The 23,935-nt window shown below is 46.3% G+C and carries 23 protein-coding genes; 17 read left to right on the top strand and 6 right to left on the bottom strand.

What is annotated here, in order from left to right; genetic code table 11:
- Positions 1-248 precede the first annotated feature (248 nt).
- From ACTCCX_RS02895 to ACTCCX_RS02875, 5 genes are all read left to right on the top strand, one after another.
- The gene (locus tag ACTCCX_RS02895) at positions 249-704 is read left to right on the top strand and encodes a MarR family winged helix-turn-helix transcriptional regulator (RefSeq protein ID WP_463274641.1); all 456 of its coding nucleotides are present in this window, start codon (positions 249-251) and stop codon (positions 702-704) included.
- An 85-nt stretch (positions 705-789) separates the two neighbouring features.
- On the top strand, positions 790-1,881 hold the full coding sequence (locus ACTCCX_RS02890; protein ID WP_463274640.1) for an ABC transporter permease: 1,092 nt from the start codon (positions 790-792) through the stop codon (positions 1,879-1,881).
- A gap of 12 nt (positions 1,882-1,893) precedes the next feature.
- Positions 1,894-2,571: an ABC transporter ATP-binding protein gene (locus tag ACTCCX_RS02885; RefSeq protein ID WP_463274639.1), complete on the top strand. Its 678-nt coding sequence runs from the start codon at positions 1,894-1,896 to the stop codon at positions 2,569-2,571.
- Positions 2,572-2,606: 35 nt separating this feature from the next.
- Positions 2,607-3,005, top strand: a complete 399-nt coding sequence (locus ACTCCX_RS02880; RefSeq protein ID WP_463274638.1) for a DUF2177 family protein — start codon at positions 2,607-2,609, stop codon at positions 3,003-3,005.
- Between the two features lie 38 nt (positions 3,006-3,043).
- Positions 3,044-4,834, top strand: coding sequence for a DAK2 domain-containing protein (locus ACTCCX_RS02875; protein ID WP_463274637.1), 1,791 nt, complete (start codon positions 3,044-3,046; stop codon positions 4,832-4,834).
- 118 nt (positions 4,835-4,952) lie between these two features.
- On the opposite strand, the gene ACTCCX_RS02870 is transcribed toward ACTCCX_RS02875, so the two are convergent.
- A complete protein-coding gene (locus tag ACTCCX_RS02870) occupies positions 4,953-7,613 on the bottom strand; it encodes a YfhO family protein (protein ID WP_463274636.1) in 2,661 nt (886 codons plus the stop codon).
- 252 nt (positions 7,614-7,865) lie between these two features.
- On the opposite strand from ACTCCX_RS02870, the gene ACTCCX_RS02865 reads away from it, so the two are divergent.
- Positions 7,866-9,914, top strand: coding sequence for a peptidoglycan D,D-transpeptidase FtsI family protein (locus ACTCCX_RS02865; RefSeq protein WP_463274635.1), 2,049 nt, complete (start codon positions 7,866-7,868; stop codon positions 9,912-9,914).
- 70 nt (positions 9,915-9,984) lie between these two features.
- Here the strand turns inward: ACTCCX_RS02865 and ACTCCX_RS02860 are convergent, their stop codons facing one another.
- Entirely contained in the window at positions 9,985-10,491 is a 507-nt protein-coding gene (locus ACTCCX_RS02860; RefSeq protein ID WP_463274634.1) for a hypothetical protein, read from the bottom strand.
- Between the two features lie 14 nt (positions 10,492-10,505).
- Positions 10,506-10,871 (bottom strand): DUF6115 domain-containing protein, encoded by a 366-nt coding sequence (locus ACTCCX_RS02855; protein ID WP_319218833.1) that lies wholly within the window; start codon positions 10,869-10,871, stop codon positions 10,506-10,508.
- Positions 10,872-11,092: 221 nt separating this feature from the next.
- Here ACTCCX_RS02855 and rpmG point away from each other — a divergent pair, with 221 nt between their 5' ends.
- The 6 genes from rpmG to ACTCCX_RS02825 all read left to right on the top strand — a co-directional run bounded on the left by rpmG (position 11,093) and on the right by ACTCCX_RS02825 (position 15,256).
- On the top strand, positions 11,093-11,242 hold the full coding sequence (gene rpmG, locus ACTCCX_RS02850; protein ID WP_068560829.1) for a 50S ribosomal protein L33: 150 nt from the start codon (positions 11,093-11,095) through the stop codon (positions 11,240-11,242).
- A 100-nt stretch (positions 11,243-11,342) separates the two neighbouring features.
- Positions 11,343-11,888, top strand: coding sequence for a 5-formyltetrahydrofolate cyclo-ligase (locus tag ACTCCX_RS02845; RefSeq protein WP_463274633.1), 546 nt, complete (start codon positions 11,343-11,345; stop codon positions 11,886-11,888).
- Between the two features lie 32 nt (positions 11,889-11,920).
- The gene (locus tag ACTCCX_RS02840) at positions 11,921-12,622 is read left to right on the top strand and encodes a rhomboid family intramembrane serine protease (protein WP_463274632.1); all 702 of its coding nucleotides are present in this window, start codon (positions 11,921-11,923) and stop codon (positions 12,620-12,622) included.
- Between the two features lie 29 nt (positions 12,623-12,651).
- Positions 12,652-13,620 (top strand): ROK family glucokinase, encoded by a 969-nt coding sequence (locus tag ACTCCX_RS02835; protein ID WP_463274631.1) that lies wholly within the window; start codon positions 12,652-12,654, stop codon positions 13,618-13,620.
- 66 nt (positions 13,621-13,686) lie between these two features.
- A complete protein-coding gene (locus ACTCCX_RS02830) occupies positions 13,687-14,772 on the top strand; it encodes a YqgU-like beta propeller domain-containing protein (protein WP_463274630.1) in 1,086 nt (361 codons plus the stop codon).
- A 49-nt stretch (positions 14,773-14,821) separates the two neighbouring features.
- Positions 14,822-15,256: a rhodanese-like domain-containing protein gene (locus ACTCCX_RS02825; RefSeq protein WP_463274629.1), complete on the top strand. Its 435-nt coding sequence runs from the start codon at positions 14,822-14,824 to the stop codon at positions 15,254-15,256.
- A 64-nt stretch (positions 15,257-15,320) separates the two neighbouring features.
- On the opposite strand, the gene ACTCCX_RS02820 is transcribed toward ACTCCX_RS02825, so the two are convergent.
- Positions 15,321-15,455: a DUF4044 domain-containing protein gene (locus ACTCCX_RS02820; RefSeq protein ID WP_463274628.1), complete on the bottom strand. Its 135-nt coding sequence runs from the start codon at positions 15,453-15,455 to the stop codon at positions 15,321-15,323.
- A gap of 182 nt (positions 15,456-15,637) precedes the next feature.
- Between ACTCCX_RS02820 and gndA the strand changes: the two genes are divergently transcribed.
- The 3 genes from gndA (at position 15,638) to ACTCCX_RS02805 (ending at position 19,452) form a co-directional block, all read left to right on the top strand.
- Positions 15,638-17,074 (top strand): NADP-dependent phosphogluconate dehydrogenase, encoded by a 1,437-nt coding sequence (gndA, locus tag ACTCCX_RS02815; RefSeq protein ID WP_463274627.1) that lies wholly within the window; start codon positions 15,638-15,640, stop codon positions 17,072-17,074.
- 172 nt (positions 17,075-17,246) lie between these two features.
- Positions 17,247-17,948 (top strand): response regulator transcription factor, encoded by a 702-nt coding sequence (locus tag ACTCCX_RS02810; RefSeq protein ID WP_463274626.1) that lies wholly within the window; start codon positions 17,247-17,249, stop codon positions 17,946-17,948.
- 22 nt (positions 17,949-17,970) lie between these two features.
- A complete protein-coding gene (locus ACTCCX_RS02805) occupies positions 17,971-19,452 on the top strand; it encodes a HAMP domain-containing sensor histidine kinase (protein ID WP_463274625.1) in 1,482 nt (493 codons plus the stop codon).
- A gap of 99 nt (positions 19,453-19,551) precedes the next feature.
- Here ACTCCX_RS02805 and yidC read toward each other — a convergent pair whose 3' ends face one another.
- Positions 19,552-20,487, bottom strand: coding sequence for a membrane protein insertase YidC (gene yidC / locus ACTCCX_RS02800; RefSeq protein WP_463274624.1), 936 nt, complete (start codon positions 20,485-20,487; stop codon positions 19,552-19,554).
- A gap of 59 nt (positions 20,488-20,546) precedes the next feature.
- Positions 20,547-20,822, bottom strand: coding sequence for an acylphosphatase (locus ACTCCX_RS02795; RefSeq protein WP_463274623.1), 276 nt, complete (start codon positions 20,820-20,822; stop codon positions 20,547-20,549).
- Positions 20,823-20,971: 149 nt separating this feature from the next.
- On the opposite strand from ACTCCX_RS02795, the gene ACTCCX_RS02790 reads away from it, so the two are divergent.
- On the top strand, positions 20,972-21,268 hold the full coding sequence (locus tag ACTCCX_RS02790; RefSeq protein WP_463274622.1) for a DUF1033 family protein: 297 nt from the start codon (positions 20,972-20,974) through the stop codon (positions 21,266-21,268).
- Between the two features lie 207 nt (positions 21,269-21,475).
- Positions 21,476-23,923, top strand: a complete 2,448-nt coding sequence (locus ACTCCX_RS02785; protein ID WP_463274621.1) for a DNA translocase FtsK — start codon at positions 21,476-21,478, stop codon at positions 23,921-23,923.
- Positions 23,924-23,935 lie beyond the last annotated feature (12 nt).

Here is a 23,935-nt window from a genome sequence, read left to right as displayed (position 1 = left end):
ATTAGATAAATCTGACCCATTGCGCTCTACGATGCTCATTCAGGGCCAGATTTCCTAAATTTCTTTCAGGGCTGAACGAACCCGTTCAGCTTTTCTTATACTATCATAATATTGCGGTGGGGGATTGACTGGATTTAGCGGATCTTCCAAGTGCGATTGTTTTACTTTCCGATTGCCATCGATTAATATATATCTTGTAAGATGTATATATGCGGTGAGGATAAAATTGGAAGGAGACGGTATAGGGGATGGAGGAATCTATTTTTGATAGGCCGCTGGAGGATCAGCTTTGTTTCGAGGTTTACCGAGCAGCGAACAGTTTCGGTAAATTGTACAACCGCGCTTTGAAAGATTTCCATTTGACATTTCCGCAGTATTTGGTCCTGTTGGTCTTATGGGATGAGGACAATATTTTGATCAAACACATCGGGGCACGTTTAGGTATGGGGATCGGAACGTTGAATCCCATATTGAATCGTCTTGAGAAACAGGGTTGGCTCACAAAGAACCCGTACCTTTTGGATAAGCGCGCTACAATCATTTCTTTAAGTGAAAAAGGCGCAACCTCAAAAAAAGCAATCCATTCTGCTATTCTGGCCGAAGTGAATGACTGTAGTCTTGAAGGTATAGATGGCATATTTTTGATGAAGCAGTTGAAGCTACTGAACAACGCGATGAATAGGACCGATTCCGAGGCTGGCTAGAACTGGAGAGACAAACTATTTTAGGTATCTTGATATTTTCATCATAGATAGATGCAGCAGCAAAACAAATGAAGGAGTTGAAGTGATGTTTTTAGCTTGGAAAGAGATTAAACATTCAAAAACAAGGTTTTCTTTGATCATTGGAGTCATGGTGTTGGTATCGTATTTGGTGTTTTTCTTAGTGGGTCTTGCCTATGGGCTGGCACAAGATAATCGGACTAGCATTGATAAATGGGATGCGGATGGCATTATTCTGACGGATGAGTCGAATACGAACATCAATATGTCCATGATGCCCAAAGGAGCCCTAGATGAGGTGGATGCTGAAGAGGCAGCTGTGATTGGAATAGCTCCTAATGTCATCAGGAAAAAAGGGACTTCAGGTGACGAAGCAAAAATAAATACAACTTTTTTCGGCATCGAATCAGATCAATTCCTGATGCCTGAAGTGATCGAAGGGAAAGCTTTCCAGAATGAGGATGAAGTCGTTGCCGACATCAGCCTGAAGGAAGAGGAGGGCATTGTCATAGGGGACATTCTTCAACTGGCAGGCTCGGACAAGGAAGTGGAAGTAGTCGGATTCACCGAAGATGCGAGGTTCAGTGTCGCACCGGTTTTGTACACAACTGTCTCCTCTTATCAGGAAGTGCGCTTTGAGCAGGTTGATGAGTCTGATGAAGGGCGCATCAGTGCGATTGTAGTTCGGGGAATCGATGACACAATTGAAGGGGTGGACACCGGAAATGAGGATCTGAAAGTATATCCGATTGCGGATTACATCAATGAAATTCCGGGATACACTGCTCAGGTATTGACATTCGGTTTGATGATAGGGTTTTTGGTCGTCATTGCTGCTGTAGTGATCGGTATTTTTATCTATGTCCTTACCATGCAGAAAACCAGCATGTTCGGCGTCATGAAGGCGCAGGGGATTTCGAGCGGCTATATCGCCAAATCAGTAGTCGTCCAAACGTTCCTGTTGGCGGCGATTGGAGTCGGCATCGGGTTGCTGTTGACCGGAGCGACAGCGCTGGTCTTGCCGGCTGCTGTACCGTATCAAACAAACTTGTATTTTCTGAGCGGCATAGCTGCTTTGTTGGTAATCATGGCCATGATCGGCGGGGTATTTTCCGTTAGGGCGGTGGTTAAAATAGACCCATTAAAGGCAATCGGATAGGAGAGACAGCAAATGAAATTAATCGAAATGATAGACGTTTCCCGGTCGTTCGGTGAAGGTGAACTCAAGATAGATGCGCTGAAAAAAACGAACATAGCCATAGAGGCCGGGGAGTTTGTGGCCGTCATCGGGCCGAGTGGATCGGGAAAGAGCACTTTCTTGACCATCACAGGGGGGCTGCAGACACCTTCTTCCGGAAAGGTCTTGATAAACGGAAAACCCTTCAGCGAAGTGAATGAGAAAAAACGTGCGAAACTAAGGTTTGAGGAGATCGGCTTCATTTTGCAAGCCTCCAATCTGGTCCCGTTTCTGACGGTGCAGGACCAACTGCATTTGGCCAACAAAGTCGCAAAGAGCAAAGTGGACAAACACAAACGTGACGAGTTATTGAAAGAATTGGGGATCCTCGAATTGAAGGATAAATTTCCGAGTGACCTCTCCGGTGGACAAAGGCAGAGGGTCGCCATAGCGAGAGCTCTGTACCATGATCCATCTGTTATCCTGGCGGACGAGCCAACAGCCAGCCTGGACACGCAGAAGGCATTTGAAGTAGTCGAGATTTTGGCGAGGGAAACAAAAATGAAGAACAAGGCTACCATCATGGTGACGCATGATGAACGCTTGATTGATTACTGCGACAAAGTTTTTGTGATGAAGGATGGCATCTTGTCCGAAAGGATCGGCGGCTGAAGCGACTTTGGATCATGGAAAGGGAGGAAGAAAAGATGGACAGCATCAAATTGTATTTCCTGACATTTTTTGTGTTCTTTTTGGTGGATATAGTCTGGTTGGGGGTATTATCCAAAAATATTTACAGTAAGTATCTGGGCCACCTCATGGCTCCGAATGTTAACTGGGCGGCAGCGCTGATTTTTTATCTCTTGTTCATCGGTGGTCTCGTATTTTTTGTGGTGCATCCGGCCCTTGTGAAAGAAAGCCTGCAGTATGCCATTTTGGCTGGCGGTTTTTTCGGATTGGTCGCGTATGCAACGTATGACTTGACAAATCTGGCGACTTTAAAGGATTGGCCAATCACGATCACTTTGATTGACTTAGTTTGGGGAACGTTTTTGAATGCCGCTACCGCGGGCATCACTTACATTGCGGCCCAAAGATTTCTTTGAAAAACAATCAAGATTCAGATGCGGATGGAGGCAGAAAAATGAATATTTCAACTTTGGATAGCGAAAAGCTTTACAATTCTTTTGTGTCAGGTGCACAGGAGGTCATCAGAAACAAAAACAGCCTGAATGAAATCAATGTATTTCCCGTTGCTGACGGGGATACCGGCAGCAACCTCTCTTCAACCATGCATGCAATCATTCTGGAAGCGAAAATCTCCGAATCCGTCAAGGAAACGATGAACAGCATAGCTGATGCCGCTTTGACTGGTGCAAGGGGCAATTCCGGTATCATTATTGCCCAATACATTAACGGCATATTTCTAAGCTTGGTGGATGAGGAGACGATAACCATCCCTTCATTTGCGGAAACGGTCAAAAATGCGGTCCCCTATGCCTATCAGGCAATTTCCAATCCAGTGGAAGGAACAATCATTACCGTCATCCGGGAATGGGCGGATGCGGTATACAGTCATAAAGATCTTTCGGCCAGCTTTTCCGAATTGTTCTCAAAATCGCTTGTCACAGCCAATAAATCTTTGGAAGCAACGACTTCGCGGCTGAAAGTGCTGCAGGATTCCAAAGTAGTCGATTCCGGGGCAAAGGGATTTGTCTACTTTCTTCAAGGGTTCGCAACATTTTTGCGCACCGGAAAGATGGACTTGGAGGTTAGCTATGAACCGGAAGACTTTGCTTTTAACGAGGAATTGATCCATAGCCAAGGTACGATACACCACCGCTATTGTACCGAAGCGCTGTTGTCCGCGGACGCTATCGATCTTGAAGAATTGAAGTCGGAACTGGCACTTTACGGGGATTCCTTGATTGTAGCGGGCAACAACCGAAAAGCTAGGATCCATATCCATGCCAATGCGCCGGAACAAGTATTCCAGGTTTTGCGAAAGAAAGGCGTCATTCTCCAGCAGAAGGCGGATGATATGATCAGGCAGAACGAATCTGCGTTTGACCGGAAATACGACATCGCGCTGATCACGGACTCGATAGCAGACGTTCCGCAAACAACTCTCGACCGCTTTCAGGTACACATGTTGCCGCTCAACCTGAATTTTGATAATACTTCTTATCTCGACAAGGTTACGATGACACCCGAACTATTCTATCCTTTGTTGGAGGAGGCCGTTGAATACCCGAAAAGTTCTCAGCCGAATCCAGTCGTTGTAGAGAAGTATCTGGAAACGGTACTTTCCCATTATGATCAAGTCATCATCGTGACTGTGGCGAAAGAACAGAGCGGAACTTACAGCGTATTCCGGAATGCTGTAGCCAAAAAGCTGCATGAAGGCAAAAAAATTGCCGTGATCGATTCAAAACGGAATTCCGGGGCGGAAGGGTTGCTTGTCCTGAAGACGGCAGAAATGATTGCCGCGGAAATACCTTTCGATGACATCGTAGCGGAGATCGAACGCTTGCGGGAGCGGACAAATATTTTCGTCAGCGTCAAAAATCTGAAATACATGGTGAGATCCGGACGTTTAAGCAAAGTTTCAGGGATGGCTGCAATGTCGGTCAACCTCAAGCCAGTCGTTTCGATCGATACGGAAGGCAAAGGGTCTATAGCTGAAAAAGCGTTCAGTGAAAAAGGCAATGACAAGAAACTGTTCCGATTGCTGGAAAAAGTGAACGCACAGCAGAAGATTTCGAGATATGCGATCGTTCATGCGAACAATCCCGAAAAAGCCGAGGCTTATCGCAAACGCAGCGTCACATTGCTGGGCAAGGAACCGGAATATATCATGAACATTTCGACAATCGTCGGAATGAGTGCGGGAGTCGGCACCGTGGCGATTTCATATATGTGCGAAGAAGAATGAGTGGATGAAGGCGCAATAATAGCGACGGCGAAGTGCTATTCGGTTGGGTTTTCAGACTCCGCAATGGATAAAAAATGAGGAAAGCGGCTAGGAGCACAACTCCAGCCGCTTTCCTCATTTATTTTTTACGATATTTTTTAATGAATAGGGCACCAACGATTGATGCGCCTGTGATTGACAATCCGGTCATCAGATAAGGGGTGCGGTATGTCAGCTCAATGGAATGGTCGCCTGCGCTGATTGGTATGGCCAGCAAGCCTTCCAGAGCGGTTGTCGTTTCAGCAACTTCCCCGTCAAGCATGACTTTCCACCCTGCGCTGTAGGGGATCGTCGTGAGCAGTACTTCATCATCATTCTCGATCGCGACCGAGCCTGTGATGTGGGTCTGGCTGAAAGAGTTGATCATCATGCCTTCCGCTTGACGCCCAGAAATGGTCTCCTCGAACAAGTTTTTATTCAGCTCGTAAAGTTTCAGATCCTGCACACGGATCGAGTCCTCAAGCAGCTCAATCGTGAAGGTGATGTTTTCTCCTTGCTGATTGCTTGCGATATTGATGACCTGGTCGTTGCGGTAAGTCGTATAATAGTCCAACTTGACATTATTCACATAAAGGGTTGCGTTATCATCGTCGATGCCGGCATCCAGGATCAGATAATACGGATTATCGCTGACAGGAGTGAACTGGAATTCGATCCTTGAGATCGCACCATCTACAGACCGGTAATAGGTTGTATTTTGCGCATCCCCGGCAGCTGAGGTGACATTCTGGAAAACGTTGGAATCGAACGGACGCAATGAAAAATAAGGTTCGATGCTTTCTTGATTATTGAAAGCGTCCAATAGCTGTTCCTGCATCAATATTGGTTGATCCTCTATCAATTCAAGATCCAATACGCTTTTGGAGACACCAAATGCCAATGGCAATGCATATGGATTTTCAAAAGTTGTTGACCTATTCGTTTCTGAGTAGAAACTGTACTGGGCCAAATCCGGACGTGTGGAATTGCGGTTCAAACGGTACACGCCGTCATTGATGTCATAAAATGTTTCCGGCAAATTCTTGTCCTGGATAAAATATTTCACGCCGAAGAGCGCATCCGTGAACAGGGTCCCGGTTGAATAGACGATAAAGCCGTTCCCATCCGGAAAGCCCAATGACCCGAACAAGGCTGGAATTTCCTTTTCAAATGTGGAACTGAAATGATTGATACCTGCATAATTGGCTTGAAAGCTATCGTTTTTGGAGCGCTGGAATGTTTTTTCGATCCGGTAAAATTCCTTTTCGGATGGCCGCACATCAGCAAGCATCGTATTCAGATTCGACTGATAATCGGCGAATTCATCCTGCTTGACGTAGCCTAATCGAAACAAATCGATGGCTGCATTTGCCGTCATCTCTGCGGTAACAACGAAAAGCAAAGCGTAGGCCAGCCATTTTCTGGGCTGTTCCCTGAGCATGAACAAAACAAGGACAAGAACAGAGACGGCTGCAGTAATCAATACCTGGACAGGATCCAAAAATTCAAAGTCCATTTTCAGCACATAAATGGCTGCAGCTGCATTCGCAATCAAAAGGGAGCAGGCCAGCGGAAATGGGAAAGGGCGATAGAAGCGCAACGCCCGAAAACCGTTCAACAGGAAAAAGAAGCAAACGGTGAATGAAAAACGGTAAGGGTACCAGATCGGATACTGTCCGGCATGCCACATTTTATTCAGAAACTGGACATTCATCGCCAGGAAAAAGATGGCGGTCAGAGCAAGCGAGGTGAACCGTTCTTTTTTAGAAAAAGCAGGATGAAAAAAATAATAGATGTACGCGGTCAGAGCTGCAGTGCCGATGAAGAGATTGGGGTGTCCGCTTGGCATCTGGTCAAAATTGAACGCCCCGATATAAAACTTTGAAACCACTTCGAGGGGATCGTATGCGAAACTCCAATCGATCAGGTTGTTGGCATAGCTCGCCTTGCTTCCCAAGAGCGAAAAAAAAGTGGGCAGCAACAGTACGGCGGCAAAGCCAGCTCCCAGCAAGGAATAGCCGATGAATCGGGCTGATTGCGTCAAGAAATACTTCAGCTGCGCCTTCAGGTTACGCGGACCGACGACTTCTAGTCTGGAAAAGGCAAAAGTATAATAGAAGACCAGGAAAACGCTGATCATGAATCCGATGTAATAATTGGAAATCAGCATCACGCCGAGAAATATGCTGTAGTACAGGCCGTTTTCGCCAGACAACATTTTTTCCAGGCCCAAAATGATCAGAGGGAGGAAAACAAGTCCATCCAGCCACATGACATTCAATTGATTGACGATGACGTAACCCATCAAGGCATAGCTCACTGCGAAGGAGGGTACCAATAAACCTTTACCTTCGAAGCGGGAAATCAGCAGATGGGCAAAAGTCAATCCCGACGCGGAAACCTTCATGAGGATCAAGACAGTCACCGCCAATGGCAACTGGGACTGCGGGAAAAACAGGAAGATCAGATTGAAGGGACTCATCAGATAATAGGCCCATAACCCCAGCATCTCACCGCCGAACGATTTTGTGAACGAAAAGAAAATCGCGGAAGGATCGGACAATAAGGTTGTCCGGTAATAACTGAAAAAATCAACATATTGCTGGCCGAGATCTACAGTCAGCAAAGTGCTGTTGCCGAAAGGGTAAACGCCCATGGCGGCAAAAATAACCATCATTATAAATAAAGGCAGTAAGAACGAAAGGGAACGCATATTTTTGTGCGGGGATAGAGTTGTGAAACGCTTCAGCATGCTGCGCATTCCTCCTTTGAAAAAAAATTTTTATGGCGTTCCTGCAGAGTAGGATGGTCGTTAAGGAGCGTCCGTGATATGTAGAAGCTAAGATTCACAAGTGCTTCTGCTATTTTAGCATATCCCATCAGTTTTATGAAGAATGCGGGTGTCTGGGGCTATCCGTTGTGGCCACATATTAAAAATTTATTGCTTCGTTTGTAATGCCCCCATTTTTTGCTATAATAGGTTGTTGAACTATGGTTTTAGGAAGGTGTAAAATTGGAAGATAATACCCAAGGAAAAAGAAAGAGAAAATCGCACATCCCATTTCGCTTGAACCTGCTCTTTTTCATTGTGTTCTCGCTGTTTTCCGCAGTGATATTCCGGCTGGGATACCTGCAGATCGTTCGCGGAGATGAATTCGAAGCCATCGTAAAACGCACAGAAACGACGCTTGTGACGGAATCGGTGCCGCGCGGTTTGATATATGACAGAGACGGCAACATACTCGTAGGCAACGAACCGCAGCATTCCATAACTTTCACCAGGGGGGCAAACACGACTGCCGAGGAGATGGCAAAAGTCGCCTCTTTATTGGCGGGGTTGATAAACGTCAGCATTGAAGAACTGACAGAGCGTGACCTGAAGGATTATTGGATGGCCGTAAACAACGAAGTCATGCTGGAGCGGCTATCTGATGATGAAAAGCTGTTGCCGGGTTCTGAACTATACGAAGTGGAACTCGCAAAAATAACAGCGGAAGACATCGCCTATCCTGATGAAGAAAAAGAAATTGCCGCCATTTTTAAGCGGATGAACAGCGCGTATGCCCTGTCGACCACCAGCATTAAAAATAAAGATGTTTCGGATGAGGAATTGGCACGGGTGAGTGAAAATTTGTCCGGTTTGTCGGGAGTGGATGTCGCGACTGATTGGGTCAGAATCTACCCCGAATCCGACTTGCTGAAGAGCATTTTGGGTGGCGTTACCAGCGAAAAAATCGGCTTGCCGAGCGACCAAGTGGCTACTTATTTAGCAAAAGGGTACGCCAGGAACGACCGCGTCGGAAATTCCTATTTGGAGCAGGAATACGAATCTGTACTTTCAGGTACGAAGTCACAATGGGAAACGATCACGGATCAATCGGGAGAGGTTGTGACGCGGGAGGAATCCTATGAAGGAAAAGCAGGGGATAACCTGATTCTGACCATCGATATCGATTTTCAGAAGGAGATTGAACAGATCGCAACAGATTTCCTGAACAGCAATGTCGATCCTTATAATGACCGTGTTTACATCGTCGCTTCCGACCCGAATACCGGAGAGATTCTGGGTATGACCGGAAAGCAGCGTTCCACTTCCAACGAAATTGTGGATGATGCATTAGGAGTCATCAATTCCAGTTACGGAATGGGTTCGGTTGTGAAAGGCGCAATGGTGCTGACCGGATACATGAGCGGCGTCATCAGCACGGACAACAACGTCCTCGTCGATGAGCCCTTGCAATTCCAAGGTTCGCTACTGAAAAAATCGGTATTCAACTCAACCGTCGGAAATCAAGTCGCCATAAACGACATTGAGGCGTTAGCCCGCTCATCGAACATTTACATGATCAAATTAGCAATGTTGATGGGGGGACAATCATCCTATGAAGCAGGAGGAACTTTGAACATCTCCGCAGATCTGATCGACGAACTGCGCAGCTACTTTGCCCAGTTCGGTTTGGGTGTGAAGACGGGGATCGACCTGCCGAATGAAGGCAGCGGACTGACCGGTTTCAGTGAAGGGGCGGTCAATGTAATCGACCAATCCTTCGGACAGTACGATCTGTACACGACCCTTCAGTTGACGCAGTACATCAATACCATTGCCAATGGTGGCACCCGATACGCTCCGCAGCTGGTTTCGGAAATCCGCAGCACGGATGCGAACGGATCGTTGGGCGCTTTGGAAACCACGCTCGAAACGAAAGTAATGAATCAGGTCGACGTAGATGCAGAAGCAATGGAACGCGTCCAACAAGGATTTTACCAAGTAACCCACAGTGCAGTTGGAACAGCGTATTCGACATTCGGGAAAGACCCGAACAACGTGGCGGCCAAGACAGGTACGGCAGAGGCCTTCTATGACGGCAACAATGAGAATCTGAAGGGAGAAAGCGTATTTAACTCCACCTTTGTCGGGTATGCACCATTCGATAATCCGGAAATTACCGTCACCGTTGTGGTCCCTTATCTCAGCACGGATACGGCACGGGCTACACCAATCTCCAAAAAAGTCTTTGATGCTTACTTCAACACCGGTGATTACGCAACATCAGCCGAATAAACAAACAGAAAGTGCCGGACCAAGGATAGTGAAATCCTTGGTCCGGCACTTTCTGTTTTTAAGCGAGTTATCATTCGAGTGTGATGATATCGGCGATGACTTCATAGCCCATATCCTTGGATAATTGATACTCTCCTATATTGATCTTTGTGACCAAATTCCGGTCATTCAGATACTGTTCAAATACAGCACGATCGGTAATGAGTCCCGCACTGACCAGGTTGTCGATAACGACGGACATCGGTTGCCCGGAAGTGATCACAAACGTGACGGGTGTGTTTGCGGCAGGAGCAGCTGAACTTTCAGCAACGCTCGCTGTTTCAGCTGGAGCACTGGATGCCACTGCAGCTCCATCAGCAGGGGCGCTGCTTGCGGCAGCTTCATTAAGTTGCTTCTGCAACTCCAATTCCGCCAAAGTACTTTCATATTTCTCTTGATAATCCGTTGAATCGGCATTTGCTTCTCCGTTGAAGGTGCTGCCAGGGAGTGCTTCCGGATAGAAGATCTGGAAGCCAGCCAACAACACGGCAGACAACAAAAAACCGATGGATATAAAACGAAGCTTTTGTTTGTTCACTTTATTTTTCTCCTCTATACGATTGATTGCTCTATGTAGTTATCGACAACGAGTTGCACGGTGGTGATAGGGACGGACAGTTGCTCTGCAATCTCATCAAACGTTCTTCCGCTTGTATACAAAGTGATGATGTGTTGCTTTGTTAGGTTGTGTACTTTTTTAACGGTCTGCGAATCTTCGGAAACGGGGATTTCTTTTCCCAATTCCTCTTCCACAGCGATGAGCCGTTGCTTCAATTCATGGATTTCTTCCGTTAATTGTAATGTGTATTCACTCATCTCATCAGCGAATTTGCGGTCATTATCCTTAACGAAAAATGATGCAAACAGCAATATGATTGCGATTGTCAATAAGACAATCACGATGGTCCATTGTTCCATCTATGTCACCTCAATTCTTCTTTTTGACGCCTGATAACATTCTAAAGAAATTCGTTTGTTTCTGCAACCTTATCTCGGATTTTATCGGGAGAAAGCTTAAAAAAATCGGACACTGGCATAACTTGTTCAAAAAATAGTGGCATTATTTTTTCATAAGTGATACAATGAGAAATGCAGAAGATGATTCGATCTTCAATTTTTTTATGTTTGGAGGGAAGAATATGCGGTTAAATATTACATTGGAATGTACGGAGTGTAAAGAACGTAATTACTTATCAAAGAAAAACAAACGTAACAACCCGGACCGTCTTGAAGTGAAAAAATATTGTCCACGTGAAAGACGCGTGACTTTGCATCGTGAAACAAAATAATTAAAATGACAACAGGATATCCTGTTGTTTTTTTATTTTATCCGGAAGGATGTATGGTACAGTCGAAACTGCACACCAGACCGCTTGAGGAGGGATTCTGATGAAAGAAAAAATAAGAAAAGAAATGCTGAGGAAATTGAGTGATTTGCCATCCCAGGAACGGATCCGGATGGAGCAAGCATTGACGACAGAAGTCTGCACCAGTGATGAGTGGAAAGCTTCAAAAACGATCGGAGTCACTTGGTCCAATTTCCCGGAAATCGATACGCACAAAATTATCCAAAAGGGGCTTGAAGAAGGCAAACGGATGGTCATTCCTTATTCCGGCAAGGAGCGTGTGATGACTTTTCATGAATATTTGCCGGATACCGCCATGGCAAGAAGCAAGTTCGGAATCATGGAACCAGTCGACAAGAGCAACCCGGTTCCGCCTGGAGAAATCGATCTGCTGCTCGTTCCTGGATTGGCGTTTTCCGATTCTGGTTATCGCGTAGGATTCGGCGGGGGCTACTACGATCGCTATCTGGCCGCTTACAAAGGCCAGACCTTGTCGTTGCTGTTCCCGTTCCAATTGTTCAGGGAGCCGAATTGGGAAGTCGAAGCTTTTGATGTGCCGGTCCAAAAGTTGTTGACAGCATCATTCTAGTATAAAATAGGATAATAATGAAAGGGAGTGTCATGATGCGGGCATATAATACCAAAAGATCCTACTTACCGGATCATTTCTCTGTAACACATTTGTTTTTGGCCATTCAGATCGGCATTTTCCTGCTGATGACCCTGAACGGCGGCAGCACCAATGTGCTTACGCTTATCATGTTTGGAGCCAAATTCAATCCAGCCATCGCCCAAGGGGAGTGGTGGCGCCTGATTGCGCCAATGTTCATCCATATCGGCTTCACGCATATTCTGATCAACAGCATTACCCTTTATTATTTGGGTACGCAGATGGAAAGCCTCTACGGCTCTTTGCGTTTTGCGCTGATCTATCTCCTAAGCGGACTGATGGGGAATCTCATGAGTTTCGCTTTCAATGACTCGATTTCCGCCGGAGCAAGCACCTCGCTTTTCGGGCTGTTTGCTGCAGCCATCGTGTTGGGCCGCCAGTTTCCGTACAACTCAGGTATTCAGCTGATGGCCCGCAATTTTACGATGCTGATTTTTCTGAATTTTTTCTTCGGCTTTTTTGCTTCAGGAGTCGATAATTTCGGGCATCTTGGTGGGGCACTCGGCGGAGCACTCTCCGCTGTATTCATATCGATGCCGCGCACTGCCAAAAGCCAAAATGGACTAAGACTTCTTTTTCTTATCATTTATTTTGTGAGCGCTATATTCTTTGCTTATTTGGGTTTAATGCGGACCGGTTTTGCGTTATACTAGATACAAATTGAACAATTGGAGGAAATGACATGTATAAAAAATTTATCGGTATTGATTTAGGCGGCACTTCAGTGAAATTAGCTATCTTAACAGCAGAAGGCGATATCCAGCAAAAATGGAGCATCCTTACGGACATCAATGATGAGGGGACGCATATCGTACCTGATATCATTGCTTCAATCAAACATCACCTAGATCTTTATCAACTGACTGCAGCTGATTTCCAGGGCATCGGCATGGGTTCTCCTGGAGCGGTGGACCGCGAAGCGGGCACTGTCGAAGGTGCCTTCAATCTGAACTGGGAAACACCACAGCCTGTGCGTGAAATGATCGAGCGGGAAATCGGCATCCCCATTTTCATTGACAATGATGCAAACGTTGCCGCGCTCGGCGAAAAGTGGCGAGGCGCTGGTGCGGATGACCGCGACGTCGTATTTGTGACACTTGGCACAGGTGTAGGCGGCGGAATCATTGCGGAAGGCAATCTGATCCACGGTACTGCAGGTTCGGGTGGCGAAATCGGTCACATGACTGTAGAACCGGGCGGGTTTGAATGTACCTGCGGGAAGAAAGGCTGTTTGGAGACTGTTGCCAGCGCAACGGGCGTCGTCAAATTGGCCCGCAAACATGCGGAAGAATACGCTGGCGATTCACAGCTCAAATTCATCATCGATGATGGACAGGAGATCACTTCCAAAATGATCTTTGACTTGGCGAAAGAAGGGGACGATTTGGCTATTCTTGTCGTCGACCGGGCTGCCTATTACTTAGGTTTGGCCTGCAGCCATATCGGAAACCTTTTGAATCCGGCTTATATCGTCATAGGAGGCGGTGTATCCGCAGCTGGAGAATATCTCTTGGAGCAAGTAAGGGCCTATTTTACTGACTTTTCATTCCCGAACGTCAAGAAGACTACGCACATCAAATTGGCCGCGCTTGGGAATGATGCCGGAATAGTGGGAGCAGCCTATCTTGCGCTGACTGAGAGCAGTAAATAAATCTACTCATTAGCATGGGGCCCAGCATATTTTCGGTTAAATAAATGCGGGAGGATGGAGGATGGCATGGGAAAAAGAGGGCTAGTATGGTTCATTCTCTCACTCTCAAGTATGCTTGCTCTGGCGTCCTGTACGCAACGGCTGCACTATCCCGACGAGTCTGAAGCAAGTGAGCCGAGGCTTTCCTCCAGCATCGGAACCCCATCAATATCCAAGGATGAATTCCTTTGTGCTGTGGGCTGGCTGGACGATAGTATTATTCTGGTTGCGCTGGAAAAAAATGGGGAATATGGTCTGTACAGCCTTGACCTGCTCAATGGGGAAGAACAGCCGATCCGGGCTTTTTCAGATCGGCTTGTTTTTGCGGCACTTTCCGCAAATGGCCGACGGATACTGGTGCAAGTCGCAAATCAACAGGGAAGCAACGTCATGATGATCGATAAGGCGGGAAGATTGCTTGCCGACTTCCGTCTGGCTGAAGGGATTTTGACTGACGTTTCCTGGAACCCGACCAATGAAGGGCAGCTCTTCCTTTCCGTCCAAAAAAAAACGGACAGACCTGTCAATACCCTTTGGAATCTGGCGGAAGGTGAATGCACAGAAATGCCAGATACAGAGGAAATGCCGGTTTGGTATTCAGAAAATATGTATCTTCATAAGCAAAGCGGATCGGATGACGCTGATGCCCTGGTGTTGAGTGACATTCGCTTTCCCGGCGAGGACACTGTCATCGATCGGGAAATCCTCGCATATGGACTGGAAGGCGAATCTGTATGGGTGGTGACCCATTCAGATTTCAAGGATGAAGAGTTGCTTGCCATTTCTTACTACCCGCTTCTGATCTCTCAAGGCTATGTTGCCTTGCCGCGCATCACAAGTGAAAGCGGGCTGGTCATTCCTGAATTCAAAAAAGGGAGCGACTCGGATGACACATTCGCTATCATCCCAAAACAGAAGTCGGAGAGCATGGGAGGCGTCAGCTTTGAGCTCGCAAAAATCGATTTTTCCGGGAACGTGTCAGAGACACTGACTGCGGTCGAACGAATGGCTCCGCTCTCCGTTTCGCCGAAAGGGACATATGTGCTTTACGGAGAGCGTTATGAGTATCTGTACGATGTGGAAGGCGATGGCTGGATACAATTGACGCAATAGAAAAAAAGTCGTTAAAACTGTAGCAATGCGTCTTCCACAAGTGTAAAATATGAGAGCAAGAGTAAGGAAAGGATGGATCTATTTGAATTTAACAGGATTAGATATTTTTAATATCGCATTATGGATATTCATCATCGGATATGCCATTTATCAAGCTTATTTTTATTTCCAAAGAAAGAATGCAGCGACTATTTTGACTGCTGAGGAGTTCAGAAAAGACTTGCGTAAAGCGCAATTGATCGATGTCCGTGAAAGAACCGAGTTCGATGCAGGCCACATATTGGGAGCGAGAAATATCGCTTATTCGGCTTTCAAACAACGCTATCCAGAAATCCGCAAAGATCAACCGATTTATCTGTATGACCAAAACTCCATGTTGAGCGGACGTTGTGCGGCTATTCTGAAAAAGAACGGCTACAAAAATATTTTCATCCTGAAAGGCGGCTATGCCGGCTGGGACGGAAAAGTCAAAAAAGGCATCTGAAACACTCAAAAAAAGGTTCCCGGAATCAGCTTGTGGATTCCGGGAACCTTTTTCGATTTGCTCATTACAGATTGATGAATAAAGAATACAGGAGAGAAACGATCGATCCGCCGACCATGCCCAAAAGCATAAGCCAAATGATGAATTTGCTGAATTTATTGAATTTTGTAGAAGTAGCACCAGTTTTCTTTGTCAACATTATTCCCACCTTTTGTTTTTTACACGGCATAGTTTACAACATTAAAATATAAAAGTAAACGCTGGAGAATCCAAGGAAGGAAAGAAAGTCATTATTTTCAATTGTTTCTTTCCATTTAAGTAAATTTTTGTTAGGATTAAGATTATAGAATGATGTGTTTATCATGAAGGGAGAATTTATTTATGTCAAAACAGCAAATTGGCGTTGTCGGTATGGCCGTAATGGGCAAAAATCTAGCATTGAACATTGAAAGCAGAGGGTATTCCGTATCTGTATTCAACCGCTCCGGTTCAAAGACTGAACAAGTGATTGCGGAAAATCCAGAAAAAAAACTGGTTCCTACTTATACAATCGAAGAGTTCGTTGAGTCTTTGGAAAAACCAAGAAGAATCATGATGATGGTAAAGGCAGGGGAGGCAACTGACAAAACGATTCAATCGTTGCTGCCTCATTTGGATAAAGGAGATATCCTGATCGACGGAGGGAATACTTTCTACAAAGATACGATCCGCCGCAGCAAGGAGTTGGAAAATTCAGGAATCAATTTCATCGGAACGGGTGTTTCCGGCGGTGAAGAAGGCGCCTTGAAAGGTCCTTCAATCATGCCAGGAGGACAACGTGATGCCTATGATCTTGTTGCGCCGATTTTAGAACAAATTTCCGCGAAAGCTCCAGATGGTGAGCCGTGTGTAGCGTATATCGGCAAGGATGGTGCCGGACATTTCGTTAAGATGGTCCATAACGGAATCGAGTACGGAGATATGCAATTGATTGCAGAAGCCTACGACATCATGTTCAAGTATCTTGGCATGTCAGTGGAAGAAATAGCGGCAGTCTTTATCGAATGGAACAAAGGCGAGCTGGACAGCTTCCTGATCGACATCACTGCTGATATCTTGACTAAATACGACCCTGCAACAGGCAAGCCAATGGTTGAGATCATTCTGGACCGTGCTGGCAATAAAGGCACGGGTAAATGGACTTCCCAAAGTGCTTTGGACTTGGGTGTGCCGTTGCCATTGATCACCGAATCCGTTTTTGCCCGCTACATCTCCGCTTTGAAGACAGAACGTGTCGCTGCCAGCGAAATTCTGACCGGACCTGCTGCTGCAACTAAAGAAGGTTTGGACAAAGCGGCATTTGTTGAGAGTATCCGCAAAGCGCTATACTTCAGCAAAATTATGAGCTATGCGCAAGGCTTCGCTCAATTGCGCGTTGCCAGTGAAGAAAATGATTGGGATCTGAATTATGGCGAAATCGCCAAAATTTGGCGCGCAGGCTGTATCATCCGTGCGCAATTCCTGCAAAACATCACGGACGCTTACGAGAAAAATCCTGAATTGCAGAACTTGTTGTTGGATGACTACTTCGTAGAGATCACGAAACAGTACCAAGGAGCTGTACGTGAAGTGGTTGCAACGGCTGTGACTGCAGGAGTTCCGGTACCGACATTCTCATCCGCGGTAGCATATTTCGATTCTTACCGTTCAGCTGTCTTGCCAGCGAACATCATTCAAGCGCAACGCGATTACTTTGGAGCGCATACGTATGAACGCACAGACAAAGCTGGCTCTTATCACTTCGAGTGGGATAAAGAAGTGGAAGTTCCACAAGACTAAAGGGATACAGCGCCATTCCGGCCTAAACTTACGTCATCCGAAGCCTGGCTTCGGATGACATTTTACTATTATAATCATTTAATTAAGATAAATTCCCGACAGTATGTTAAAATAAAATGAAATTGTAATGGCATGTTGTTAGTATTCAAATGAGACATTAGGGGAGAATTCTATGGAAAATAGAGACAAACAAAGAATATTGATTATCGAAGATGAAAAAAATCTGGCGCGTTTCATCGAGCTTGAGTTAAAACACGAAGGCTATGAAACGGAAATCTGCTACAACGGCAGAGCCGGCCTTGAAGCTGCAATGAATCAGGACTGGGATGTCATCCTATTGGATCTGATGTTGCCTGAATTGAATGGCATCGAAGTTTGCCGTCGCCTTCGCCCTGTCAAAGACACGCCGATCATCATCATGACCGCCCGTGATTCTGTCATCGACCGCGTTTCCGGGTTGGACCACGGAGCGGATGATTACATCGTGAAACCATTTGCCATCGAAGAGCTTTTGGCAAGGGTCCGCGCTTTGCTGCGCCGTATCGACATCGAAGAAGAGCAACGCAAAGTGAAACAGACAACCGTCACTTATCGTGATTTGACGATCGAAAAGGAAAACCGTGTCGTTCGCCGCGGCGATGACCACATCGAACTGACCAAACGCGAATACGAATTATTATTGATCTTGATGGAGAACATCAACGTTGTCTTGTCAAGGGATGTATTGCTGAATAAAGTATGGGGATACAAAACAGAAGTGGAAACAAACGTAGTGGATGTATATATCCGATATCTGCGCAACAAAATCGATGTAGCCGGCCAAGAAAGTTATATCCAAACGGTTCGTGGCACCGGATACGTCATGCGCTCATAATGCTATGCGCAGAATCAATTATATGCCAACCAAAAAAAGAGGGAATCCCAAGTCCATTCGGTGGAAATGGGGTTTTCTTTTAAGTATCGCGTTCTTCCTGCTGTATTTTCTTTCCGCATTCCTGATGTTGAATGTCTACAAAAGCTATCAATACGAACAACAAAAAGACGAAGCCGAAAACTTGCTCTATTCGGTCCAATCCGCGTTGTCAGAAATCGACACGAAGCTGTCCGTCAACAGCGTAGAAAGCATGTTTGAGAAAATCTCTGTTTCCACTGTGACGAAGGGCCTTCAGTCTGTAGGGAATTATCCGTTTTTAGAGGACCTCAAGAGCAGAGGGGTAAACATCCGCGTATTCGATACAGACGGGCAGCTGCTCTATGAAACCCAGAAGAGCTATACGACATTCATCAAAAATCCCGATACTTATTTACGCGAAACGGAACTGAACGATCTTGATGCGTTTGTCGCAGGCAGCCCGATCCTCAGCCAGGAGGATTCCTTCCTTTTGGGGTATATGCAGATCGTTTTCCGATTGAGTGATTATCATAAAATCATCTCGCAGATGACGCAGTATTTCTGGGTAGTCACGGCGATTGTGCTCGTTTTGTCGGCGGCTGCCGGCTACGGCATCGCCATTTACTTCTTCAGGCCAATCAAACAGATGGTCGACACGATGGATGCGATCGAAGAGGACACCTTGTCGGAGACCCGCATCAAAATATCGAAAAGCAAGGACGAATTTACCGACCTTTCTGTGCATATCAATGGGCTTCTGGACAAGATGGCGCTCTATGTCACGCAGCAAAAGCAGTTTGTGGAAGACGTTTCGCATGAACTTCGCACCCCGACAGCCATTGTCGAAGGGCATCTGAAATTGCTGAACCGTTGGGGCAAGGAGGATCCGCAGGTACTGGACGAATCCCTTGCCGCTTCCTTGACCGAAATTCAGCGCATGAAGACTTTGGTTCAGGAAATGCTGGATCTTTCCCGCGCGGAACAAGTCGAAATGCATTATAAAAATGAAGTGACGCCGATCCGGAATGTCGTGCTGCATACGTTCCATAATTTCAAGATGCTCTATCCGGATTTCGTCTTCAATCTGGATGATGATCTGAATCGCGAAATCTATGTGAACATCTATCGCAACCATTTTGAGCAAATCTTGGTGATATTGATGGACAATGCCGTTAAGTATTCGACTGATCGGCATGAAATCCATCTTTCGATTTCCGAATCCATGTCCTATGTCCAGATTGCCATCCAAGATTTTGGCGAAGGGATGTCCCAGGAAGATCAACAGAAGATTTTTTCGCGTTTTTACCGCGTCGATAAAGCCAGATCGCGGAACAAGGGCGGGAACGGCTTGGGCCTCTCGATAGCGAAAGAATTGCTGGAAGGCTATAAGGGCGACATCACCGTCGAAAGCGTATTGGGACACGGATCTGTTTTCCGCATCCAGCTGCCGATTCTGAAGGATTATGTGCCGGATGAGGAATTATAGACTATCAGCAGGAAAAAGTCCCTTACCCAAAAAATGAAATCAAAAAAGCAGGAAGCGAGCCCGTGAGTGAGCCGCTTCCTGCTTTTTCTGTAGTTGCAATTATGATTTTGATTGTTTGCCTGCGTTGCGGCCTTTTTTGCCATCCGTTTTTTGATTATTGGAGGACAAAGCTTTTACCGCTTGCGCAGGTGCTGAAGAGGAAGCCGGCTTCGCCATTTTCACGTTCTTCTTGACCGGACGATCCTTCATTTCTTCTTCAACTTGCTTCTGGATTTTAGGTTTGATCATGTGATTTTGAAGCGCAGTCTGAGCTGCGGCGAAAATACCGCCGGCCAGCCAGTAAAGTGCCAATCCCGCTGGTGAAGACCAAGAGAACATCAGAATCATGATCGGGTTCATCAGCATCATCGATTTCATCTGTGATTTGGTTTCTTGTGGCATACCGATTGTGGAAACGTAGCCTTGAATAACATAGGCAACACCCGCCAGGATTGCCAACAACGGACTGCTTACACCAAGATTGATGCCAAGGAATGTGCTTGCAGAAATTTCCGGCGTCAAATTCACGGCTTGGTACATGGCGGTGAAAATCGGCATTTGGATCAGAATCGGTAAGCAGCCGACGCCGCCGGTCATGCTGATGTTGTTTTCTTTGTACAGCGCCATCATTTCTTGAGAAACCGCCGCTTTTTCTTCAGGTGTCTGGGCATTCTTTTGGCGGAATTGGATGTCTTCCAGTTCCGGTTTGATGTACTTCATTTTTTCCTGCTGCACCATCGTTTTTTTGATCTGGCTAAAATTCAGGGGCATGATGGCCAAACGGACAATGATCGTGATGGCGATGATAGCCAACCCGTAATTGCCGTTCAGCAATTCCGCCAGCATAACGATCAATTTCCCTGTAGGCACCACCAAATAGTCATATATAAAGCCGGTCGGGTTTTTATTCTCATCATATTGCATACAGCCTGTAAGAACCACCAACAGGGAGAGCATTTCCGCGGAAAGCAATAACTTCTTTTTGAGTTTCATCATTCACGTTCCTTTACAATTTTTCGATAACATTACTACTATACCTGAAGGGGAAAATATATTCAATTAGTTACGCGAAAACTTATATAATTCTCAATGTTGGCGTCTTCACGGATGATGCACGCTTCAACCCTGCCACTTGGAGAAGGACTGCGTTTGACGGCCGCGATGAAAGCATCGATTTTCTCGGTCGGTCCAACAGCTTCGATATAGACACTTCCGTCATCCTCATTCCTGACGATGCCGGAAACACCGATCTGGTCAGCCACCATTTTTGTCATGTAACGGAACCCTACGCCCTGGACCCGGCCGCTCACGGTCATATTGATTTTCTTCATAATAAGTTCCTCCCAATTTTAGGATGAGTATGCGTTGCAACTGTTAAATCCAGTTTACAGCCTTCTTCAAGAAGTTTCAATCCCGATACTTTGCGCGCGAATTTTTTTTCGGGCTGTGCTATACTTTTTGCAACAAAGAAGGTGAGATTATGTACCAGGTGATTCGGACCGAGGGAGAATATGAACCTTGGTGGTTTTTTGAGGATTGGATGGATTTTATTGTGGAATCGACAGAGTATGCCGATTTCCATGAGGCAGTCGTTGCCTATGAGCGGGCTGCTGAAAAACTATCGGAAGTTTACCCATTCCAAAAAACGAAGGAAACCTACCTGACTGCCTACTGGTCGGATGGAGAAATCCGGTTTTGTGAAAACTGCGATGATGATGTGCAATTATATCATGGACTGATGCTGTTGCAGGACAGGAAAAAACTGTGCCTAGAATGATCGCTCAAAATCGAAAAAGCTTCAGCATCCGCAAAAGGGGATTCTGAAGCTTTTTTTCCATGCAGTCCAACGAAAAAATAGCCACGTAAAGGGTTCATTTTATAGTATAATGAACCGATACGGGTAATCAACCGAACAATCTATGGATCACTGTTTTAGTAGATACGCAGTGGTTTTGAATAAATGATAAAAAAGGAGTTGGCATGTTTGGCGAAACGAACGACGACGAGAAAGAAAAAGAAGACGACCGGACAGAAAATATCTTATGAGCTTATCGGTGTGCTGTTTCTTTTCAGTGCAGCCTTAGGGATCGGGCACCTTGGATTTGCCGGTATAGCGCTGGCGAATTTTTTCCGTTTTTTTGTAGGCGAAACTTATCCGATCAGTCTGGCGCTTTTCGGTGCCTATGGACTGTACCTGATTCTGAGAGGGAAAGAACCAAAAATAAGGAAAAATTGGCTGGTCAGCGGCATCCTGCTTTATTCAGCAGCTTTGCTTTATCTGCATTCGCAGGCTTTTGAGAAGGTCATCACGGAGGAAGCATCGGTCATGTCCGTTACGCTTGCCCGCTTTTTGACCGATGTCAGGCAATCGGACACGGCTTCGGAAATGGGTGGTGGCTTGATTGGGGCAGCCTTCTATACCGGAACCCATTTTTTGGTTTCGCAATGGGGCACGTACATCATCATTGGCTTGCTTGTTTTTTTTGGTGCAGCGGTCATATTCGGCTTCACGACGCATGACGTCATGGAAGTCGTGCGCAAAGTTGCCTTGATCTTCGGACACAACAGCAAACGAGCAGTGCTTTTCACGAAAGAGAAAGTTGCCGGCTCGATCATCGATTCGAAAACAGTAAAGAAACCGACCAGATCCAACAGCATTCCGGCCGACAAGAAACCTTCGATAGTCGAAAAAGCAAGAAATCAGATCAGAAGCGAATCGGCAGCGAAAAAATTGATGCAGGAAGAAGCAAATGCTCTGAAAGCTTCAGAACAAGAAACAACCGCCGCGAAAGAACGCGAACCCGTTCAGCTGAAAATAGACAGTTTTCAGCAACAACTTGAAAAGGCAGCCGAACATAAACATGCGGATAATGAAAAGAGCGCGTCCGCCAAAGAGGCCAGCCTTGCAAAAACAACTGTGGCAGGCGGGGAGGAAGACAACAGTGGCGATCTGGAGTTCGAGATTACTGCCGAGCAGGAAAACAGGGATTACCAATTGCCCCCGGTAACTTTGTTGAATGAAATCAAAGCAATCGATCAATCGAATGAATACGCGACAATCGAAAAAAATGTCAAGAAACTGGAAGAGACGTTTGCGAGTTTTGGGGTGGAAGCCAAAGTCACGAAAGCAAATCTGGGACCTGCCGTAACGAAATACGAGGTTCAGCCCGCTGTAGGGGTGAAAGTCAGCAAAATTGTGAACCTCAATGATGATCTGGCCTTGGCTTTGGCGGCAAAAGACATCCGCATCGAAGCACCGATACCTGGTAAATCCTTCATCGGCATAGAAGTGCCGAATAGTGAAATCAGCGTCGTATCCTTTCGGGATGTCATGGAAGGTCAAAAGCACACGGACAAGCTATTGGAGGTTCCCTTAGGCCGGGATATTTCCGGCGTTGTACAGAGTGCGGATCTGACGAAGATGCCCCATCTCCTTATTGCTGGTGCTACCGGCAGCGGGAAGTCTGTCTGCATCAACGGCATCATAACGAGCATCCTGATGAAAGCCAAACCGAACGAAGTCAAGATGATGATGATCGATCCGAAAATGGTGGAATTGAACGTCTATAACGGGATCCCCCACTTGCTTACACCGGTTGTCACGAATCCCCGCAAGGCGGCGCAAGCACTCCACAAAGTCGTCACGGAAATGGAAAGAAGATATGAATTGTTCGCCGGTACCGGCATGCGCAATATCGATGGTTATAATAATCTGATTGTCGAATACAATCTGGAGAACGGGGAAAACAATCCTACCTTGCCGTACATCGTGGTCATTGTGGATGAGTTGGCCGACTTGATGATGGTTGCCAGCAATGAAGTCGAAGATGCGATCACAAGATTGGCTCAAATGGCACGGGCTGCGGGAATCCATATGATTCTGGCTACGCAACGGCCGAGTGTCGACGTCATCACCGGTATCATCAAAGCGAACGTCCCTTCCCGGATTGCGTTTGCCGTATCCAGTTCGATCGATTCCAGAACGATAATCGATGGCTCTGGTGCAGAGAAACTACTGGGCAGAGGCGATATGCTCTTCCGTCCGATGGGAGAAAACAAACCGATCCGTGTGCAAGGAGCGTTCATTTCCGACGAGGAAGTCGAACACATTGTGGCTTTTGTCAAAAATCAGCAGGAAGCGAACTATGTCGAGGAAATGATGCCGACCGAAACAGTGGCGGCCGCAAGCGAAGAGCCGGAAGATGATCTTTTCGGGGAAGCTGTAGAATTTATCAGATCGGATGAAACGGCGAGCATCTCCAAATTGCAGAGGAGATTCCGGATCGGCTATAATCGGGCAGCGCGGCTGATAGACGAGATGGAAGCGAGGGGGATTGTTGGTCCGGCTGATGGAAGTAAGCCCAGAAAAGTGAACATTAGTGAAGGTATCTACGAACATGATACGGATATCCCTGTTGATTCCGAGGCTTAGTAGGGCAGATTC

It is taken from the genome of Trichococcus sp. (assembly GCF_055118575.1).
This window is presented reverse-complemented; position numbering and strand designations above follow the sequence as displayed.

What these genes read in the sequence shown, in the direction of transcription:
- ACTCCX_RS02840 (WP_463274632.1), top strand. Translation starts at nt 11,921, where the DNA reads ATGATGCGGGCATATAATACCAAAAGATCCTACTTACCGGATCATTTC.
- ACTCCX_RS02835 (WP_463274631.1), top strand. Translation starts at nt 12,652, where the DNA reads ATGTATAAAAAATTTATCGGTATTGATTTAGGCGGCACTTCAGTGAAA.
- yidC (WP_463274624.1), bottom strand. Translation starts at nt 20,487, where the DNA reads ATGATGAAACTCAAAAAGAAGTTATTGCTTTCCGCGGAAATGCTCTCC.
- ACTCCX_RS02805 (WP_463274625.1), top strand. Translation starts at nt 17,971, where the DNA reads ATGCCAACCAAAAAAAGAGGGAATCCCAAGTCCATTCGGTGGAAATGG.
- ACTCCX_RS02885 (WP_463274639.1), top strand. Translation starts at nt 1,894, where the DNA reads ATGAAATTAATCGAAATGATAGACGTTTCCCGGTCGTTCGGTGAAGGT.
- ACTCCX_RS02890 (WP_463274640.1), top strand. Translation starts at nt 790, where the DNA reads ATGTTTTTAGCTTGGAAAGAGATTAAACATTCAAAAACAAGGTTTTCT.
- ACTCCX_RS02870 (WP_463274636.1), bottom strand. Translation starts at nt 7,613, where the DNA reads ATGCGCAGCATGCTGAAGCGTTTCACAACTCTATCCCCGCACAAAAAT.
- ACTCCX_RS02880 (WP_463274638.1), top strand. Translation starts at nt 2,607, where the DNA reads ATGGACAGCATCAAATTGTATTTCCTGACATTTTTTGTGTTCTTTTTG.
- ACTCCX_RS02820 (WP_463274628.1), bottom strand. Translation starts at nt 15,455, where the DNA reads ATGTTGACAAAGAAAACTGGTGCTACTTCTACAAAATTCAATAAATTC.
- ACTCCX_RS02875 (WP_463274637.1), top strand. Translation starts at nt 3,044, where the DNA reads ATGAATATTTCAACTTTGGATAGCGAAAAGCTTTACAATTCTTTTGTG.
- ACTCCX_RS02790 (WP_463274622.1), top strand. Translation starts at nt 20,972, where the DNA reads ATGTACCAGGTGATTCGGACCGAGGGAGAATATGAACCTTGGTGGTTT.
- ACTCCX_RS02855 (WP_319218833.1), bottom strand. Translation starts at nt 10,871, where the DNA reads ATGGAACAATGGACCATCGTGATTGTCTTATTGACAATCGCAATCATA.
- rpmG (WP_068560829.1), top strand. Translation starts at nt 11,093, where the DNA reads ATGCGGTTAAATATTACATTGGAATGTACGGAGTGTAAAGAACGTAAT.
- ACTCCX_RS02825 (WP_463274629.1), top strand. Translation starts at nt 14,822, where the DNA reads ATGAGAGCAAGAGTAAGGAAAGGATGGATCTATTTGAATTTAACAGGA.
- ACTCCX_RS02830 (WP_463274630.1), top strand. Translation starts at nt 13,687, where the DNA reads ATGGGAAAAAGAGGGCTAGTATGGTTCATTCTCTCACTCTCAAGTATG.
- ACTCCX_RS02845 (WP_463274633.1), top strand. Translation starts at nt 11,343, where the DNA reads ATGAAAGAAAAAATAAGAAAAGAAATGCTGAGGAAATTGAGTGATTTG.
- ACTCCX_RS02895 (WP_463274641.1), top strand. Translation starts at nt 249, where the DNA reads ATGGAGGAATCTATTTTTGATAGGCCGCTGGAGGATCAGCTTTGTTTC.
- ACTCCX_RS02795 (WP_463274623.1), bottom strand. Translation starts at nt 20,822, where the DNA reads ATGAAGAAAATCAATATGACCGTGAGCGGCCGGGTCCAGGGCGTAGGG.
- ACTCCX_RS02810 (WP_463274626.1), top strand. Translation starts at nt 17,247, where the DNA reads ATGGAAAATAGAGACAAACAAAGAATATTGATTATCGAAGATGAAAAA.
- gndA (WP_463274627.1), top strand. Translation starts at nt 15,638, where the DNA reads ATGTCAAAACAGCAAATTGGCGTTGTCGGTATGGCCGTAATGGGCAAA.